General features: G+C 61.7%; 15 protein-coding genes. 12 read left to right on the top strand and 3 right to left on the bottom strand.

What is annotated here, in order from left to right; translation table 11 throughout:
• Positions 1-55: 55 nt before the first annotated feature.
• The 7 genes from QX204_RS06880 (at position 56) to QX204_RS06850 (ending at position 7,121) form a co-directional block, all read left to right on the top strand.
• A complete protein-coding gene (locus QX204_RS06880; RefSeq protein ID WP_301905731.1) occupies positions 56-484 on the top strand; it encodes a hypothetical protein in 429 nt (142 codons plus the stop codon).
• Between the two features lie 113 nt (positions 485-597).
• Positions 598-954, top strand: a complete 357-nt coding sequence (locus QX204_RS06875) for a hypothetical protein (RefSeq protein ID WP_301905730.1) — start codon at positions 598-600, stop codon at positions 952-954.
• A gap of 91 nt (positions 955-1,045) precedes the next feature.
• Positions 1,046-1,171, top strand: a complete 126-nt coding sequence (locus QX204_RS06870; RefSeq protein ID WP_301905729.1) for a hypothetical protein — start codon at positions 1,046-1,048, stop codon at positions 1,169-1,171.
• Positions 1,172-1,344: 173 nt separating this feature from the next.
• Positions 1,345-2,820 (top strand): hypothetical protein, encoded by a 1,476-nt coding sequence (locus tag QX204_RS06865; RefSeq protein ID WP_301905728.1) that lies wholly within the window; start codon positions 1,345-1,347, stop codon positions 2,818-2,820.
• 10 nt (positions 2,821-2,830) lie between these two features.
• Positions 2,831-3,520 (top strand): class I SAM-dependent methyltransferase, encoded by a 690-nt coding sequence (locus tag QX204_RS06860; RefSeq protein WP_301905727.1) that lies wholly within the window; start codon positions 2,831-2,833, stop codon positions 3,518-3,520.
• Positions 3,517-4,440: a glycosyltransferase family 2 protein gene (locus tag QX204_RS06855; protein WP_301905726.1), complete on the top strand. Its 924-nt coding sequence runs from the start codon at positions 3,517-3,519 to the stop codon at positions 4,438-4,440. Before QX204_RS06860 ends, QX204_RS06855 begins: the two co-directional genes overlap by 4 nt.
• Positions 4,441-4,514: 74 nt before the next feature.
• Positions 4,515-7,121, top strand: coding sequence for a valine--tRNA ligase (locus tag QX204_RS06850; protein WP_301905725.1), 2,607 nt, complete (start codon positions 4,515-4,517; stop codon positions 7,119-7,121).
• A 433-nt stretch (positions 7,122-7,554) separates the two neighbouring features.
• Here the strand turns inward: QX204_RS06850 and QX204_RS06845 are convergent, their stop codons facing one another.
• Both QX204_RS06845 and QX204_RS06840 read right to left on the bottom strand, forming a co-directional pair.
• Positions 7,555-8,211, bottom strand: a complete 657-nt coding sequence (locus QX204_RS06845) for an Eco29kI family restriction endonuclease (protein WP_301905724.1) — start codon at positions 8,209-8,211, stop codon at positions 7,555-7,557.
• 61 nt (positions 8,212-8,272) lie between these two features.
• Entirely contained in the window at positions 8,273-9,112 is an 840-nt protein-coding gene (locus QX204_RS06840) for a GIY-YIG nuclease family protein (protein WP_301905723.1), read from the bottom strand.
• Positions 9,113-9,225: 113 nt separating this feature from the next.
• On the opposite strand from QX204_RS06840, the gene QX204_RS06835 reads away from it, so the two are divergent.
• From QX204_RS06835 to QX204_RS06815, 5 genes are all read left to right on the top strand, one after another.
• The gene (locus QX204_RS06835) at positions 9,226-10,611 is read left to right on the top strand and encodes a DNA cytosine methyltransferase (protein ID WP_301905722.1); all 1,386 of its coding nucleotides are present in this window, start codon (positions 9,226-9,228) and stop codon (positions 10,609-10,611) included.
• A gap of 4 nt (positions 10,612-10,615) precedes the next feature.
• The gene (locus QX204_RS34400; RefSeq protein ID WP_367620162.1) at positions 10,616-11,392 is read left to right on the top strand and encodes a very short patch repair endonuclease; all 777 of its coding nucleotides are present in this window, start codon (positions 10,616-10,618) and stop codon (positions 11,390-11,392) included.
• Between the two features lie 248 nt (positions 11,393-11,640).
• Positions 11,641-13,950, top strand: coding sequence for an ATP-binding protein (locus QX204_RS06825; protein ID WP_301905721.1), 2,310 nt, complete (start codon positions 11,641-11,643; stop codon positions 13,948-13,950).
• A gap of 10 nt (positions 13,951-13,960) precedes the next feature.
• Positions 13,961-15,628, top strand: a complete 1,668-nt coding sequence (locus QX204_RS06820; protein WP_301905720.1) for a DEAD/DEAH box helicase family protein — start codon at positions 13,961-13,963, stop codon at positions 15,626-15,628.
• Between the two features lie 38 nt (positions 15,629-15,666).
• A complete protein-coding gene (locus QX204_RS06815; RefSeq protein ID WP_301905719.1) occupies positions 15,667-16,233 on the top strand; it encodes a hypothetical protein in 567 nt (188 codons plus the stop codon).
• An 869-nt stretch (positions 16,234-17,102) separates the two neighbouring features.
• Here the strand turns inward: QX204_RS06815 and QX204_RS06810 are convergent.
• Complete coding sequence (locus QX204_RS06810) at positions 17,103-18,629, bottom strand: AAA family ATPase (RefSeq protein ID WP_301905718.1); 1,527 nt, start codon at positions 18,627-18,629, stop codon at positions 17,103-17,105.
• Positions 18,630-18,738: the final 109 nt, after the last annotated feature.

The raw sequence follows: 18,738 nt of genomic DNA, 5'->3' as shown, positions 1-18,738 counted from the left end.
GCGACAACGACTGCTACGACATGCGACGTCGCCGCTGTACCTACCAGGGGGAATGATGAGCACGGCGAACCTAACCGATGTCGAGCGACAAGTGCTCGACGCCCCTGAACCCGGTGGCCTGATCACTCCCGACATCCGCGCCCTTCAAAGCCGGCCAGAAGGTGCAGGAGCGGCGCGCCACCACGTCTCGGCGGCTGAGGAAGTCTCCGTCGGTGAATCGGCGCGGGCAGTAGCCCGCCCGGCGCCCGGCACGCCCGGCCGACCCGGAGATAGTCGATATGTGGCGCTGCTCGGTGCCTTGTCCGGCCTCGAAAACGAAGGTTTGGCCTGTTCTGTGCCACTGCCCCCGGCAGAACTGAACCAGCGCGCCAGCGATTGTGTCCGACCCAGACCAACAGCCCTGGCCGAGGGCGACCTCACGCCGTCGCGCGCCGACCTCGTCAAGGCGTTCGATGCGATGAAACAAGCCGGTTGGTTGCGATGACCCAGACCAACCCCACCGCGGCCTTTGCCGAGACACCCCGGACACGATGCGAGTTCTACCGGGGCATGTGCTCGCTACCGACCGTCGTCGACCCGGCAACGGGGCGAATCACGATGCGGGCCGGGTTCGTCGGGGCGGTGATGATGCCGATCGATTTGGCCCAGCAGGTCAAAACCAACCTCGACGTGCGCGGTATCGCGCCTTTGTCGATCATCGGGCACCCGCGCGCCAACATGTGGACCTTCCTAGCAAGGGCCGATATCCAGCCGATCGGCGACCCCGACGAGGTGGCGCGATTGTGGAAGGCGCGGGTGGTGGTAATCCGCGATGGCGATATCGCCTTGCCGTCCCCGGTACCTGACCCGCTGATGATCCGCACGTGGGTGTCTCCGGCTATCAGTGCGTTCCGCCCGTCGGGGGCCGTGGTGATCGAATGCGCGTTATCGATCTTGAGGCAGACTCGACGATGAAAACCGGCAGCCACTCACCATGCCCCGACGAACCCGACATTCGCATTTTTCTGTCGAATTAGCCGGTGTGCGAATGCATTTTGCGGCGTGCTTGACCGCTGCACTGGTGTTCGTCTGCGATGTGGCCACCAGCCGCCCCGGCACGGTCACCGTCTACCCCGGTCACTGCGCCGGAATGCGCCGCCTTCCCAACGAGCGGCTGTTCCTACAGCCCTGACCAAGGCACCGCGTGCCTTTCGACAACCCCCTGACCTTGGCACGGCCCAGTGAGACCACACGAATTCTCGCTCGGCCTTCCCTACGGATTCAGCACCCCGCTGCCTGAAACCCGTGCGCGTACGCCGCCATCAGCAACTCGCCCTCTGAATAGCAGCAACTAGATATCTCGTAATGACTTGCAGTACAACACTTTTCGCTGGCGCAGCTCCATATAACGAAGCCGCGTCCAGCATCTCAACCGCTCGCGCCGCGGCAGACACCGCGATCCGGCACATGACAACGGAGGACTCGATGACCATCCACCAACTGGTCGTTATCGGCTACGACGAGATCGTTCGCAACAAGTACATGCCCGTCATCCGGGACGCGATCGCTGAGGGTCACCTCGATTCCTGGTCGCTGATAGACCTCGAATCCGAGCGAGAGGTCGTCGAAGCGCGGCTTGTCGGTGCGGACCCGCAGCCGCGCACGAAGTTCTTCGTCCAGTCCGATCGAGGTGACCCGGCCCTGGCTCTGGAAACAGCCCAGACAGCGCTGCGTTTCCTGCGGCTGCCTGGCCTGCCGATGCTGGCCTATATCGCCACCGAGGTTGGCTCGCACGAGCAATATCTGCGCCGGTGCGTGGCCGAAGGAATCAACTCGCTGGTAGAGAAACCGGTTCTGGCTCCGATGATCGACGGAGCGTTCGAACCCGCACTGATCTCTACCACCATGGCCGAGCTGATCGCCGACGCCTCAGGAAGGACGGCGCGGCACTCGGTGATGACCTTGAGCCGCTACCACAGCATCTACAACGATCGACTCATCCAGCCGCTGCGCGATCGGATGCTCGCGTGGAAGGCGCCACTGACCTCATTCCATCTGCGGGCCGCAGGCGGAGTCTGGAATCTGTCACATGAATTCGTGACCCGTGACGACCACCCTTACCGTCATGGGTACGGAATGTTGATGCACGGCAGCTACCACTACGTCGACCTCGCGGTCCAGGTGCTCGCGCTAAACAAGCTGCTGTTCCGGGGCCGGCCGCTGCGATTGCAAGTGTGCTCCTTCGGCGCTTTTCCTGCGGACCAAGACCAGCGAGTGTCGGCCCGGGCAACGAAGATGCTCGGCGGACACTCGAAATGCGCTGCGCTGGCACGTGAACCGCGCCGGTACGGCGAAACCGACATCACCTCCACGTTCCGGCTGATCGACGCCGAAAGCGATACCACGATCACCCTGGGCACTCTGTCTTTCGAGCAGACGACACCGTCGATTCGGAGCTGGCGGGCATTTCCGGACGGGGTGTACAACAAGAACGGCCGGACCAGCAGCGTCGACCTGGAAGCGCAACTGTCGACGCTGTATTCGGTTCACGTCCACTGCTACGACGTCCCTCGCGGGCCCGATGCCGACAAGATAGGCGCGGTCGCGGAGATCCTCACCCGCGCCAATGCCTCGTTGCTCACCGACGATGAGTACGTCTCGCGTGAGACTTTCGACGGCCTCTTCCACAGCGATAGCAACCGCGCCCTGATGCAGAACTGGTTGCGCGGCAGCGAAACCCGTAGCCGACTGCAGGACCACTACCTGCCGATGCGAGTCACCGAAGCTCTCGCCCTATCGCTGCGCATCCCCGGCCAAATCGTGGAAGTCGACGGATTCTAGGAGCCCACGCATGTACCTAGCACGTTCTCAAAAAGACGTCACCGCCTTCTATCTCGCGGCCCTGGCCGGTGAAGCGCCGACCGCGGAGCGGCTGTCGGCACCGGTTTCCGACAGGTTCGCCGAATTCCTGAACGCTGTCGACGTCCAGGCTCCTCGAACCGCCCTCGACCTCGGATACGGCAAAGGCACCTACACCGTTGCCTTGGCCCGAGCCGGCTTCGAAGTCGTGGCCGTCGACCAGGTCCCGGCTCAGATCCTGCGTTCACGACTAGCGGGGCTCGCGGACTCTGCCGACCGGATCGAGGTGGTTCAACGAAGAATCGAAAACTTCTCCGTCGAAAGGCAATTCGGCGTGGTCGTCGCCAAAGATGTCCTGCACTACCTGCGCCAGGATCAAGTCCGCGAGACCCTGACCCGCTGCATCCAGCGTGCCCCGATCGGCACAGGACATTTCCTCGAGGTGTTCACCGACATCATCCGCACCGACCGGCAAGGACGTCGAGTGTTGATCGAGGACGAAGCCGCCTACACCGCTGACACCTTTCGCACCACGATCGAACGCCTCTATACCGGATGGGAGTGCCACATGAGCTTGACCCGACACCGCGAGCGCAATACCGACTCGCCGCACAACTACTTCGAAGCCAACAGGATCACTGTCCACGCGCACCGCAACACCGACCACGATCCCCGCCGATGAGAAAAGACTTGCTCGGCCTCACGGTAATCGTGCCTTGCTATAACAGCGGGCAGTTCGTTCTGGAGTCGGTCGACTCTGTTGTGCGACAACCGATGTCAAATCCGCTTGAGATCATCGTGGTCGATGATGGCAGCGACGACCCCGAAACGCTGACAAGCATCGACGCTTGCCTCGAGTTCCCCGATGTCCGCGTCGTGCGGCAAGGCGCTAACGGTGGCGCCCAAGCCGCCCGCAACGTCGGCCTCGGCATTGCCCGCTACCCCTACGTCCTGCCACTGGACTCCGACGACCGGCTGTCCACCGATCCAGCCCTCCTCGTAAACGGCAGCTACCCCGAACAAGCGGTCCAGCTCCTGGCTTCCTCACCGCACCTGGCGTTCATCCACACCTACTCGCAGATGTTCGGCGCTTTCAACGGGCTAACGATCTCGGCCTATCCCTGCCGCGAAGAGCTGCTGGTCCGCAAACACCACGCACCGATGTCGATCGTCTACCGCCGCGCCGATGCCCTCGCCGCGGGCGGATATGACCGGGAAGTCCGCAAATGGCAGGACTGGGCGTTCGCGATCAGCCTCCTCGCCGCCCGCCACCGGCGCGGCGAAACGAACGAGATCAGCTGCATACCGCGCCCGTTCCACGGGTACCGCGTCCATAGCCGTTTCGCCCGTCTGTCCGCCGCCCAGGTCGATGAACTGAAATCAGTGCGCCTCGTGGTCGAGAAGAACCTCGACTACTTCCATGCGGTCCTCGGCGAGGATCGCCCTGCCACCGAAGTAGCGGCATTCGTCTGCGCGAGCAAACCCGACCGGCTAACCGACCTGCTGCACATGGCCGCTGCCGACCTCGACCAAGCGCTGACGCTGGTTCGAGAGCGCAAAGCCACCCTCGGCAGTCCTGTCGACGTTCTGGGTATCCCATGACCGACACGAACGCGACCCCACCTCCCACCGGCAGCGGAGAGACCGCCGATGGGCAGGCAATATGCTGGGCGACTGTGACCGATACCCACCGCCCCGACAGCGCCGACCCCACAACCCTGCCGACGACTTTCGTACCGGTAGAACTAGAGGGTGAGCTGTACGTACGGTGGGTAGCCAACGGCTACTTCAAAGCCGACGAGACCAGCGACAAACCCGCCTACACCGTCGTCATCCCGCCCCCTAACGTCACTGGCCGCCTGCACATGGGCCATGCCTACGAGCACACCCAGATCGACGCGATCACCCGCCGCAAACGCATGCAAGGCTTCGAGACCCTGTGGCAACCCGGTATGGACCACGCCGGCATCGCCACACAGAACGTGGTCGAACGCGAACTCGCCAAAGAGGGCCTCTCCCGCCACGATCTCGGCCGCGAAGCGTTCGAGCAGCGTGTCTGGCAGTGGAAAGCCGAGTCCGGTGGTGCCATCTCCGATCAGATGCGTCGCCTCGGCGACGGCGTCGACTGGGACCGCGAGCGGTTCACCATGGATGAGGGGCTCTCGCGCGCTGTCCAGACGATCTTCAAACGCCTCTACGACGACGGCCTCATCTACCGGGCCGAACGCATCATCAACTGGTGCCCGCGCTGCGCGACCGCGATCTCCGATATCGAGGTCGATCACAAGGACCTCGACGGCGAGCTGGTCTCGATCCGCTATGGCGAGGGCGATGACCAGATCCTTGTCGCGACCACCCGGGCCGAAACGATGCTCGGTGATACCGCCGTGGCCGTTCACCCCGACGACCCCCGATACAGCCACCTCGTCGGCCGCGAGATCGAGCTGCCGCTGACCGGTCGCCGTATCCCCGTGGTCGCCGACGAGCACGTCGATCCTGAATTCGGTTCCGGCGCGGTGAAAGTCACTCCCGCTCACGACCCCAACGACTTCGAGATCGGCCAACGCCACAGTTTGCCCTCGCTCACGGTGATGGACGACCACGCGATCATCACCGCCCCTGGCCCGTTCCAAGGGCTCGATCGTCTCGAAGCTCGCAGCGCCGTCGTCGCCGCGTTGCGCGCAGACGGACGCATCGTCGCGGAGAAGCGGCCCTACATCCATGCTGTCGGGCACTGCTCGCGCTGCGGCACCGTCATCGAGCCGCGCCTGTCGATGCAGTGGTGGGTCAAGGTCGCACCACTGGCCCAGGCGGCCGGTGACGCCGTCCGCGACGGCCGCGTCGCCATCCACCCGCCCGAGTTAGCTGGCCGCTACTTCGACTGGGTCGACAACCTACGCGACTGGAACATCTCCCGCCAGCTGTGGTGGGGACACCGGATCCCCATCTGGTACAGCCCCACCGGCGAAACCCGGTGCGTCGGCGCTGACGAGACCGCCCCAGATGGTTGGACACAGGATCCCGACGTCCTCGACACCTGGTTCTCCTCGGCACTATGGCCGTTCTCGACCATGGGCTGGCCCGACCAGACCGACGCCCTGGCGAAGTTCTACCCGAACAGCGCGCTGTTCACCGGGTATGACCTGCTCTTCTTTTGGATCGCCCGGATGATGATGTTCGGTCTCTACGCCACCGGGCAGTCACCGTTCACTGAGATCGCCCTGCACGGCATGGTCCGCGACAAGCACGGCAAGAAGATGTCCAAGTCGTTCGGCAATGTGGTCGATCCGATCGAGTGGATGGACTCCTACGGCACCGACGCACTCCGCTTCGCCCTCGCACGCGCCGCCAACCCCGGCACCGACGCACCAATCGCCGAAGAATCGGTCGCGGGCAGCCGCAACTTCACCACAAAGCTCTGGAATGCGAGCCGATTCGCCCTCCTCAACGGCGCTACCACCACCGGGCCGCTGCCTGCGGCCGAGGATCTCTCGGTCACCGACCGCTGGATTCTCTCGCGCCTGAGTGCCGTGATCGCCGAAGCCGACGGCTACTACGAGGACTACCAATTCGCGAAACTGTCCGAGTGCCTGTACCACTTCGCCTGGGACGAAACCTTCGACTGGTATCTCGAACTGTCCAAAGCCGTATTCGCGCAGGGCGGTCCAGCCTCAGATGCATCGCGTCGGGTCCTCGGGCACGTGCTCGATACCTTGCTGCGGCTGCTGCATCCGCTCGTGCCGTTCGTCACCGAGAAGTTGTGGACCACCCTCACCGGCGGGGAATCGGTCGTCATCGCGACTTGGCCGCAAGATTCCGGCTTCCGCGACCCGGCGGCCGAGGCCACGGTCGCCCAGGTGCAGCACCTCGTCACCGAAGTTCGACGGTTCCGCTCGGAACAGGGTGTACGAACCAGCCAGCGCGTCCCCGCCGAACTCGAGCTCACCGATGCCCTGGCTGGTCGCGAGGCGGCCATCCGGCAGCTACTTCGCCTCGATCCCCCCACTGACGCCTTTCACTCGACCGCGACGCTGCCGATCGGCGAATCACGCGTCAGCCTGGACTTGTCGCAGGCGATCGACGTCGATGCCGAGAAGCGTCGCCTCGAAAAGGACCTCGCTGGCGCGCTCAAGGAAATCGAGGCTGCCGCAAAGAAGCTGAGCAACGACAGCTTCCTCTCCAAAGCTCCCGACGATATCGTCGCTGGTATCCGCACCCGTCATCAGAACGCCGAGCTGGATGCTGACCGAATTCGCGAGCAGCTCGCGATGTTGCTCGGATAACCCTTCGACCGCGAGGCCCCTGGCACTCCCTGGCCGCACTCTCGTTACAGCACTCGGGACAGCGGGCCTCGCGGCATCCCAATCGGACATGGTCTACTCGGGACCAACTTTTGTTCGGATGCCTTCACTGGAAGTCTTGCGAAGCCGATAATGAGTCTTGAAACGCGGAGCCTCCCCACCCGAGCCTCCGAAGACGTTTCCCACGCCGACACGATTGGAAGCAATGATTGGTCGGCGTATTCAAGGCTGACCCGCGTAGAGGATCACTCACGGCCCGGGTAGCGGACACCCGTTACAGCTCGTCGCCTCGACCACCGAACCCGGACTTGCGGAAGATCGCGCCTACATCCTGTCCGGTCAGTCGGCCTGTACGACGGCGAACTCGAGCAGAAGTGCGGTCTCGACGAGTTCACGGGGACGACGCGGACCACGTTCAGCTTGCCGTGAGATCTTCGTACGCCTCGGCGGCTGGGTGCTGCCATGGTAAGCACGGGTACTGCGCTATCTGCCATTCGATGTGTTTCATGGCGGCCGTGATCAATTCGGTCGGTTCGTGGGCGACTTCGCCGTACGTGCGGCTGCGCCCGTCGTGAACGGTATCCCACTTGGATTTGCCGCTTTTACGGGTCGTCGCCCCTTGTTCGTGACTGCCGAACCCTGTGAGCTTGCTGTTCCACACCGGCTGATAACCGACCCGCAGACCGTTCTCACCCAAGTCCGCGTGCACGTCCGGCATGAGCAAGGCGCGGAATCGGAACTCCTTGATCGGTAGACCGCCCTCGATGATCGACTTTCGATGCGAGCGGAGCCGCGAGGAGACAGGACGGGCCGCGCCGACGGTCTTTCCGGTCGCGCTGTTGCTCGACCGCGCCTGTCCCGCGTACACGGGGATCTGGAACTTCGAGAGGGGGCGATACAAGTCGATGCTTTCGCCTCGGTAGTACAGCGCGTAGAGGCCGGAGCCGTCGAAGCGCGGGATCTCGTCCTCCATCGAGACCAACGGTTGCCGCTCGAGCATCTCGCAGATCGTGTTGGCGAGCCGGGTCGTCGACAGTGGGTCGAACGACTCGGGCGAGTACTTCGCGTCCACGTTCACCTGCTCGCCCGGGTATCGACATCACGTGGTGGGGACGAGACGAGCATCGGGTGCTTCACTCGTCGATATCCGACGTGTCCACGGCGGCGTCCTCGGGAAGGGACTCCGGTGTCACGTCGATGACTTCTCCCGCTCGGTAGTAGCGCCACGCGCTCCTGTACTCCTCGGTTTCCTTGTACATGATCACGTACCCCATCAGGGCTGTGATCTGCCAGCCCTCCGGCAGGGCGGCGGCCACGAGGCGGAATGCCTCGTTCGCGGTGAGATCCGCGCGGGCGACGTCGAGGATGCCCCCACTCAACTGGGATGGGAGCTTCTCGTAGCGGAAAACGAAGGGCAGTCCGGACTTCAACGCTCCGAGGAACGTTCCGACCGTCGTCGCGCCCGCTTTGAGACCAGGGACGGGCACGTCAAGGTTGATCGGGAACTCGACGTCGAAGTGCTTCTCCTTCAGGACCGTCCTGTCCCGCTGCCGTCCCGGATCCTTATTGCCGAAGCCGTTGTTGTTCCAGGGAACGCCGCCCTTGCCCTTGTAGTGGCTGATCAGCAGCTGTTCCGGCGCCAGGGCGGAGAAATCCTCGGCGACGTACAGACACGAGAAGGTGACCCTGGTGAGAGGAATGTCGCGGCGGCCGGCGATCTTGCGCAGGTGCTGACTCAACCGGTCACGGAGCGACCTGTCGGCCTTACCGACGTAGACGAACTCGCCGTCGAGATATAGCTGATAGACACCGGGGCGCTCGTCGACACCCTCGGTCAGGTTCGCCTCGGTCAGCGGGATGGCGACCAGCATCGCGAGCGCTGCGGCGAGCTGATCCCCCAGCGCCTTGGTGATGCTAAGCCGGAAGTCGCTGTGATGAGTTCCCCCACCGATCGGCAACATGTGCTGACTCATCTCGGTTGCCCTTCGATCACGATCACGAGAGAACTCTATGGACTCGACTTCTGTCAATCGGACTCACCACGTCCGGAACCGTTCCTGTCAGCCCCCCGCGGTATGGTTCGCCCATGGATGACCAGCCGGGAAACGTGACCAGGACACGGACCAGCGTCGAGTTGTTCGCCGGTGGTGGCGGACTCGCGATGGCCGTTCATCAGGCAGGCTTCCGGCCCTTGCTGTTCAATGAGTTCAACAAGCGCGCCTGCCAAACCCTGGTCGCCAGCGCTCGCAAGACCCTGGGCACCGACGGCTTGGTCGAGATCGAGGATGTTCGACCGAAGCCACCGGCAGTAGGGCAACCCGCGCCTCTCTACCCGGCCGACGTCCAGGACCTTGATCTCAGCGCTTTCCGGGGGGAGGTTGACGTCCTCGCCGGTGGGCCGCCCTGCCAACCGTTCAGCGCCGGTGGTGTCGCCAAGGGCGACGAGGACAAGCGCAACATGTTCCCGGCGATGTTCGAGGCGATACGCCAGGTACGCCCGAAGGCTGTCATCTGCGAGAACGTCCGTGGTCTCCTCCGGCCCTCGTTCGCGGACTACTTCCAGTACATCGTCAACGAGCTCCGGCTCCCCCACCAGCAGCGCGTTGACTCGACGCGTTGGCAGGACCACGACGCCCAGCTGCGGCGGATCCTCGCCACCCTCCCTGACAACGACATTGACGCCGAGCACTACAAGGTCGTCGTGGTTCCCGTCAACGCCGCCGACTACGGAGTCCCGCAGATACGCAACCGCGTCGTCATCGTCGCGTTCCGGGCGGACCTCGGCGTCGATGTCGAGGCGTTCGAGAAGCTCGTCAAGACACCCCGATACTCCGAGGCGGCGCTGTTCCGCTCGATCAGGAACGGCGACTACTGGCGACGGCACCCCGACGTTCCGGCGCATGTGCGGGCCCGAGTCGAGGAACGCATACCTCGGGTCGTGAAAGAGGACGACTGCCTCCCCTGGCGTACGTTGCGCGACGCCATCGCCGGATGCGGCACCGACGCCACGCTGCCGAAGCTGCCTGCGGTCGACCTGAAGCGACTCGACGAGAAGTTCGACTTCGGCGACAAGATCGGCGTCCAGCATCACATCGGATGGCCTGGCGCGCGAATCTACAAGGGCCACACCCCGAACGAGCTCGACCGCCCCGCGAAGACGGTCAAGGCCGGAGTCCACGGCGTGCCCGGTGGCGAATCGGTCATGCTCCTCGATGAACGCGACCGCGACCCTGAATCCCCCGACGGCTGGACCTACCGACACCGCTACATGACCGTGCGTGAGACCGCCCGCGTGATGACCTTCCCCGACGAATGGCTCGGCTCCGGACCTCGTGGTGAGCAGATGCGGCAGCTCGGCAACGCCGTCCCGGTCGTGCTCGGTCAGTTCTTCGCCTCGGCTGTCGCCGACGCCCTTACCGCCGCCGAGGCGACAGAGGCCGACGCCAGCGACACGCTCGTCGCGACCCACTGAAACGATGCGTGAGCGGACTGACGAACACGGCTGGAACCAGCACCTACCGTCAGCGCGGGCGTACAAACGGCGCCAGGGGGCGGTGGCCCCGGCGATCGAGCAGGACCGTGCCGCGGGCGGCCGTCACCGTCGAAGCGTCGATCTCGGCGACGGGCGCGTGGCGCGAGCGTCGGTCTCGCTCCGGGTCTTTCGACGTACTCGCCGGATCCGCGCGTATCTGCGGTGGTCGTGTGATGGCAAGTCCGTGGAACGCTACATCTGCGAGGTCACTCGCGACTCCCGCAAAGAGAATTTGGCGCAGGCGTGGCGAGAAGCTCACGCCCAGCGGCTAGCTGGTGACGAACCGCTACCTTCCGAATCGAGCGCGTCATCTCCCGCCGTGCGCGCGGTGATGCGCGCGAACCGCAGACGCGACACTGGACCGGAAATGGCGCTGCGGAAGGAACTCTATCGCCGAGGTCTTCGCTATCGGGTTGATGTCAGACCGCTAGCGGGACTTCGCCGTACAGCTGACATCGTCTTCGCCACCGATCGCGTAGCCATCTTCGTCGACGGCTGCTTCTGGCATGGTTGTCCATCACATCATCGCCCAGCGGTCAAGAACTCGGACTTCTGGCGCCGAAAGATCGACGCCAATCGGGACCGGGACAGGGATACGTCTGCCAAGCTTCACGAAGCCGGTTGGACGGTGATTCGCGTGTGGGAGCACGATCGTCCGGACTCGGCAGCTGAACGGATCCAGGCTGCGGTTCGCAGGCATCGACGGTCATCTCACCGGTAGCCGAGCGGGGAGCCGGTCGTCAGTTTCGCGGCCCGGCGATCGGCGTTCGATTCTGTCAGACCACGGCGTACTGCAGCCATCCCCCTGCTGCGGTTCGACCGGCGATCAATGTGCCGCGCAAGGTCATTCAGACTAGCCTTGGGTCTTCACCGTGTCGCGTGTGCGCGCCGGATCCCCGCACGGCTGGTTACCGGCGCGCGCTAACCTATGGCGGCAAGCCATGCCAGGGCATGCAGAAGGGGAGACCTGTGACAGAGCAGTTCGTCAACATCGAGCCGCACCCACGGATTCTGACCGTCCTAGGGGACATCGAGTTCAGCCCGTTGCAATGCCTGTCAGAACTCGTCGACAACGCGTTCGACGACTTCCTGTCGAATCCGCCCGAGGATAACGAGCGACCAACCGTCAACATCAATCTCCCCGGCAAAGATGGTAATCACCGTACTGCCGAGGTATGGGTCACTGACAACGGCCGAGGCATGGACCTGAGCACCCTCACCAACGCCGTGCGAGCGGGCTGGTCAGGCAACGCCCGTTACGGCGCGCTGGGTCTCTATGGGATGGGCTTCAACATCGCAACGGCTCGCCTCGGCCGTCTCACGACCATCCGGACGACGCGGGCAGGCGATCCCTCTTGGACTGTGCTGGACCTGGACCTGGATGCCTTGGTCAGGGGCGGCAGCTATGACGTGCCGACCCGTCAAGAGCCCAAAGCGTCGCCCGATGAGCACGGCACGCAGATCATAATCAAGAATCTGAAGACCGACCAGTGGCAAGATCTGGTACGACGCGCCGATAAGCTGCGAGAGCAGTTGGGCGACGTCTATTCCTACCTGCTCCGCGAGCGTGGATTCCTGATCACGGTGAACGGCAGGAAGACCCAGCCGAGACTGCCATGTGTCTGGGGGTCCAACCGCGAGGTAACCCGTAGGGGCGTCACCATTCCCGCCGTTATCCCGATCGACGAGCACCTGCTCCCTGCTATGGCCTGCTTCAACTGCGGATGGTGGAGTCCGCGCGGAGTAGACAAATGTGACGACTGCGAAAGCACGAAGATTCAGGAACGTCAACGGCGGATCTGGGGCTGGATCGGTATTCAGCGGTATCACCACGCGAACGACTACGGCCTCGACTTTCTGCGTAATGGCCGGAAGATTCTCACCCGAGACAAGAAGCTCTTCTTCTGGGAGGACCCTGATGGCATTGAAGGTCCCGATCTCGAATACCCCATCGATAGCATTCGTGGCAGCAAAGGCCGAATCGTTGGGGAGATTCATTGCGACCACGTCCCGGTGTATTACACCAAGACACGCTTCATAGAGGAAAGCCCCGAGTGGATCAAACTGGTACGTGTGGTACGTGGCACAGTTCCGCTCAAAGAGCGGAAGGCAATGCAGCTCTACAACCGGACAAATAACAGCTACCTCGGTCGGCTGTACACCGGATTCCGGCGGGACGACCCCGGCCTGAACTACCTGGTCCCAGGTGCCGACGGAAAAGCTCTTTTCGACAAGGCTATCGAGTGGGCGGACAGATTCCGCAAGGGCGACCCCGACTACCAAACCGACGACACTTGGTACGACTCCGCATACCGCCACGACCATCCAGTTACAGTCGATCCCCCGGCCGCCGGTGCCGACCCGTTCGAGACTATGGGGCTCAGTCATGACCCAGCTGCTACAACCCCCGCTAGTACTTCGCCCAATCCAGCCCCCACGACCGACGACAACCGCTCCCAGACACTCGACGAGCGTTTGGAGAGCTACCGGGCAGCTGGAGAGCAAGTGGTGGACATGTCTGGCGAATACGAGGTCAAGGGGCACGGCTCGGTTTCGTTGACAATATGGGCGGTGAAGGGCGTCGCTCTCGCCGACCAGAAGGAAACACCAGTACCAGCGTTCGCGCATCTTCGCAAAGCACCCCACGTCGAAGTCTTCGTCGACATCACACATTCCCTGTTCACCGAGTACGGCGTTGATTTCCGCGACATGGCGATGGTGGAATTGGCCGAATGGATCCGAGTCGCGCGAGCGGCGGAATCCAAAACCCTATCGACCGTCCTCGCTGATCTGAAGAGCCGAGCCACCGACCAGAAGGTAACAGCGCAAGCATTGACTGCACGCGCCAGCCGTCTGCTCGACCGCGTCAAGGACGCGATGCAGCGGGAAATCAAGGGTGGGGCGCCGACCAGCTATTGGGACATGCTTCAGGAATCCGAGAAGGTTCGAGCCCAACAGCGTTTCGTCGTCGAGGGCGGTAATGGCGGCTGGGAGTCTTCGATCGAGTCCGGGGATTTCGTCACGTTCTTGCCGCCCAGTGCGGTGGTCCGACTACTGGAGCTGCGCGCCGAGGCGTTTCTCGATGGAAAAGTGTTCCATCGACCCTACTCCAACCTGTCCGACCTAGAGTCGCGCGCCCTGGTACTTACGCGCCTGACCGGCCTGGTCAGCGACCTCGCAGTGATGGCTGAGCACCAGCCGAAACTCGATATCGACGAATTGGCGCGCATCCGACTCAGTTGTCTGTTGGTCGAACGCGATATCGCCGACAGCGAATGAGGCCCCCGATATGTCTGACGGATTCCTCGTAGCCAGTTTTCTGCGTGAATTGGGTCCCAATCAGTTCCCTCGCCAGATCGAGAGATTGTTGTGGCACATGGGCTTCGGCGCTGTCACCAATATCGATGGCTCCGGCGATCATGGTGGCGATATCCTCGCTACAACCGATGGTCAGGACTGGGTTCTGCAATGTAAGTGGCGGAAGCAAGGTGCTATCTCCGCAGCTGGCGTCGACGAGGTCGCCCGGGCCCGCGAGCACTACCGACGAGATAAGGCGGCGATAGTCACGAACACAACGCTCAGCCCCGACGCTAAACGTCGTCTCGACAGACTGTCGCTGATCGGTCCCCGTATCCACGAATGGCCAGGCGATACCCTCCGGAACGCTTGGGCAAAGGTTCCGGAGCGGTTCGGAGCGGTTAGCTTGCGAAACTATCAGCGAATTGCCATCGACAAGGCAGTCCGCGAATTAGATACGACCAGCCGAGCTTTGGTAATCCTCGCCACCGGTCTGGGCAAAACCATCGTCGGAGCAGAGGTCATCGACAAGCACTTGCGTCAGAGTCCAGGCGACATGGTGCTAGTTGTCGCCCACACCAAGGATCTCGTCGACCAGCTCGAACGCGCTATGTGGCGGCACTTACCAAAGACCGTGAAAACCCGCCTAGTCACCGGCGACGAACGCCCGGACGATCTCTCCGGCGTTACCTTCGCCACCCTCGGTAGCGCCCTATATATGGTCCGGCGAGGATATCGTCCCGCGCTCGTTGTAGTCGACGAGGCACATCACGTCGGGGCAGACGGACAGTATGGTGAGCTCCTCGATTCACTTTCCGAAGCACGGCAAATCGGCCTCACCGCGACTCCATGGCGCGGCGACGAGTACGACATCACGCACAGATTCGGCGAACCAGTGATGAAGGTCGGCATCGAGGAAGGCATGCGGCGAGGCTATCTCGCTCAGGTCGACTATCGACTATTCGTTGACAATGTGGACTGGGATATGGTTCGTTCAGCCAGCCGCCATGGGTACAGCCTGGGTGAGCTCAATGCCAGACTGTTCCTCCCCCAACGCGACGAGGCAGTCCGCGACGAGCTGGCCGCCGTTTGGGGTAAAACACCCAACCCCCGTGCACTGGTCTTCTGCCGAACCGTCGACCACGCCGAACGCCTCGCCGATCTTCTGCGTCGTACCCCGAATTGGCCAGGCGCCCTTGCCATCCACGCAGGCTTGCCCAAGTTCGAACGCCAATCCCGTCTGATGGCGTTCCGCTCCGGCGAGGTTCCCATCTTGACCTCGGTTGATATTCTCAACGAGGGTGTCGACGTACCCGATGTCAATATCCTGTGTTTCGTCCGGGTGACACACAGTCGCCGCATCTTTATCCAGCAACTGGGCCGCGGCCTGCGCCTTCGTGAGGGCAAGGAGCGCGTTACCGTACTCGACTTCGTTAGCGACCTCCGACGGGTGGCGGCGGCGCTGAATATCAAGCGTGCGCTTGCTGACTGCGGTGACCCCGAGGAACTCCAGGGCATTACTCCATCCCGAGTCCAGTTCACTGATCAACGAGTGGCGTCCCTCATGGAAGAATGGATCAAAGACGCCGCGAGTCTCGAAACAGCCTACGACGAGGTCCGGCTCCAGTTCCCGGACTCGACCACGATTAGTCAGCGGTGATCATGCCCCCGAAAGTGCCGAGTCTCATCAAGTTCCAAGTGGCTACCGAGCTGTATCAGCGGGCCGAGGACATCGACTGGGAGCTACTTACCGATCGCGAGCGTTCCGCGTATTACGGGCAGTGGGTCGAAGACGCGAAGATCGGTGGCGTACTCTCCTCATGCCTTCCCCATGGTGATATCCGCGTCTGGATCAAGGATGGGCCAATGAAGGAATATGTGAGAGCGTTGGAAGGAATCGGCACATATGCTCGCTGCGCCACAAAGCGATTTCCACCACATGAGACGCTCATAAAGCTCGGCCTCGGGCCCTCATGGAACCTAGTACCGAAGTCCGTGGCTGAAAAGCCCATGCACTGCATGGCGGATTTCGGACCACGCAGGCGCTACGTCTGCTGGGGCGCGCCCCATACCTTCAAGGACCTGGTCTGGGCCGCCCTTGGCGAGGCAGTAAAATCAACTGAAGCACCGCTGATAATAGTCACAACGCGCACCGGCCACCCGCAATCGTTTGAGGCTGAGTCTTTCCAGAAGGCTGTCGCCGAGCGTTGCGGCCTGCAGATTGCCCACGTCAGCCGCAAGCTCACGCCGATTAGGGTGGTATGAACTCGGGCGCGAAGCCCCGACTGACGGTACAGCCCAGAGCGATCAATAGCTGAAGCCTTTATCACAGAACCAGTCAGACGACGCAGCGGCTAGACATACTGCAGTTTCCCAGCCGTTCGGTTCTGCGGCAGCGAAGGACCGCGCCGAATCTCGGAAGTGGTCCTGTACGGCACCTTTACCTACCTGCTGGTGAAGATCTGTCAGCATTAGCCTGATACCCGCGAGATACCGATTCGCTTGCGCAGCATACAATTTCTTTAGGCCGAATAGATCGAAGTGTTCCTGGGCACGAGCGGTCAACTCCGGCGCCCATGCAGGCTGGGGATCAACATAGTATTCAGGCACATATGGAGTAGTTTCGATGATCCGAGCTCGGAGCCAGGGTTCCGGGCCAAGGTCATCAAAGTATGTATTTAGCGTCGGAGTTTTCGTGTCCAGCTTCGTGTGATTGCACGTTTCGCAAGCCGGTATAAGGTTGTCCGGAGTCACTACGAGAACTGGGAACACCGATTTCGGCAAGTGATGATCCAGCGTTGTTGCCGGCCGAACATTACACAAAGCACATCGCTCATTGTTTGCGTCACGGAGCATCGTGTAGTACTTACGTCCAGGTCGGCTCTTGACCAGACGAGCCTCATAAAGCCATTCGAAGTCGTCCGCAGTTGCCATTCCAACTGGCACGAACGCAGAAGCCAGCAATGTATCGAGGCCACCGCTCAAGCCAGCGCTGGCATATGCCGCGCTCGCCGTTTCTACGTTTTCACTATTTAGTGACAAGCGAATCTTCCGATTTGAATCGGCGATTGTACTACAGCACGCCGAAAACACGTCGCGCACAGTGACGGTGGGACGAACGGTTCGTAGCATATTCAGCGCTCCGCAAAATACACCATTGATTGAACAAGAGCCCTTGCTTCCGCTCCCAGCCTTCCGTTCAATCGCTCAAGGACTTGGTCGAATCCACCATCTTCTGCCGTTACCTCCCCGACAACCTCAGCGAGCGTTCGATGAAAGCCCGAGGCTGTCACTTCGAGACCGAATATTTCCTGGGTCAGCGTGCCAACATTCTCACCGTAGGTCTCGATCGTTGGACGTTTTGCCTGAATCGAACCGCCTATCAGGCTGATCTTCCATACGCAATTGCTCGGGACTTCTTGTACGACCACCGGCGAGTGAGTCACAATAATCGCGGCTGCGTTGCGACTTTCAAGTAACTCTGTTAGCGATCCCATAAAAGCCGACAGCAGCGGCGGATGGAGGTGCGACTCCGGCTCGTCGAGGAGAACTAGTGTCGCCTCCTCGACCGTCTCCACAAGTTTGGTCAGTGTGAGGAGCACGATCTTGTGCCCAGAGCTGAGTTCGCCGAAAACTTCGCGCGCCTCATCACGGATTTCGTCGTCGGCGAGCTGAAGTAGCCGGTCCACTGAATCAGCGAACAACGGGTCACTCTTGAGGAATTCGAGTGATCGCTGCCATCGATCGAGTCGACCACCATCGACGCATTTTTTCAGACTCGTGCCGAATTGCGATGCCAACACAACATGATTCTTTAGTGTAGTGGGCGTTTTCTCGTTTTTCGTTATTGTCTTCAGCCCAATGTACGTGTAGCTGACAGCCCCCTTTCCCACAGGTTGGCCACGAGGCGGCTCGAAGGCGTCAAACGCACTAAACGCAACCGAGACTACATTCGTAAACCGATTGACAAGGCGGTCGTCACCTGTGTGGTGGAACGTCAGCGTGCCAGCCGATGATCCAGGCTTGGTTAAGGCAGTCGTAATATCGTGGAGCATGTGCGACTTTCCGACCCCATTTCGGCCGATAATCACATGCACGTTGGATTTCGGGGCGATCGTTGGCTCGATTTCGAAATGAAGGACCGCCGGCACTGCCTGATCGCCGTCACGATTTCGTTCAGAAGTCTTATAGGAGAACGAGTACGGCGACAGCTTCGCACCACCCAACGCGATACGGTGAAGCTGCGTACGAACAGTAATAGGCCTTACTGAGCGTAACAACGAAATCTTCGTAACCTCAAGCTGTTGCACCCGGTCAAGTATCGCTAAATCGAGGGCAACGTCCCGCAATGCCGCCAGAATCTCGTGCCTAATCCTAGGATCACCCAACTGGTTAAGATTGTCGTAGTATTCGTCACCCTGTCCAAGTGAGAAGAATTCATAAGGGAGCGCCGAAAAGCGCTCGGGCACTTTAGGCCGAGGGATCCCGGAAGTATCACCTATCTTAACGCTTCCGATCTCGTGGACATCGGTTCCACGGACGACCCAAAGCGTCCAGGCCGTCTTCCACCCGTAGTCGTCCCAGTTGTCAGCCTCAAGGTAGGCACCATCGGCAGAAAGCGGCGTTGGTCGGTTGAAGCGCCCGAGCGTTGCGAACTGCACGTTGTCACCCCCGAAGTCACCATGGGTCCGCCGATCGGACGTCACGACAATGATCGATCTTAGCGGATGTCGGTGTACCGCATGTAGGCCTTCGAGGTCGAACTGCTCG

Origin of the sequence: Nocardia sp. PE-7 (genome assembly GCF_030486425.1) — a bacterium.
Lineage (GTDB): Bacteria > Actinomycetota > Actinomycetes > Mycobacteriales > Mycobacteriaceae > Nocardia > Nocardia salmonicida_A.
Note: the sequence above shows the minus strand (reverse complement) of the source record. Positions and strands in the feature narration are given on the sequence as shown.

Bases quoted from the DNA above. Each gene is read 5' to 3' on its own strand.
- QX204_RS06820 (WP_301905720.1), top strand. From the start codon at position 13,961: ATGTCTGACGGATTCCTCGTAGCCAGTTTTCTGCGTGAATTGGGTCCC.
- QX204_RS06860 (WP_301905727.1), top strand. From the start codon at position 2,831: ATGTACCTAGCACGTTCTCAAAAAGACGTCACCGCCTTCTATCTCGCG.
- QX204_RS06840 (WP_301905723.1), bottom strand. From the start codon at position 9,112: ATGAGTCAGCACATGTTGCCGATCGGTGGGGGAACTCATCACAGCGAC.
- QX204_RS06875 (WP_301905730.1), top strand. From the start codon at position 598: ATGCGGGCCGGGTTCGTCGGGGCGGTGATGATGCCGATCGATTTGGCC.
- QX204_RS06835 (WP_301905722.1), top strand. From the start codon at position 9,226: ATGGATGACCAGCCGGGAAACGTGACCAGGACACGGACCAGCGTCGAG.
- QX204_RS06855 (WP_301905726.1), top strand. From the start codon at position 3,517: ATGAGAAAAGACTTGCTCGGCCTCACGGTAATCGTGCCTTGCTATAAC.
- QX204_RS34400 (WP_367620162.1), top strand. From the start codon at position 10,616: ATGCGTGAGCGGACTGACGAACACGGCTGGAACCAGCACCTACCGTCA.
- QX204_RS06880 (WP_301905731.1), top strand. From the start codon at position 56: ATGAGCACGGCGAACCTAACCGATGTCGAGCGACAAGTGCTCGACGCC.
- QX204_RS06865 (WP_301905728.1), top strand. From the start codon at position 1,345: ATGACTTGCAGTACAACACTTTTCGCTGGCGCAGCTCCATATAACGAA.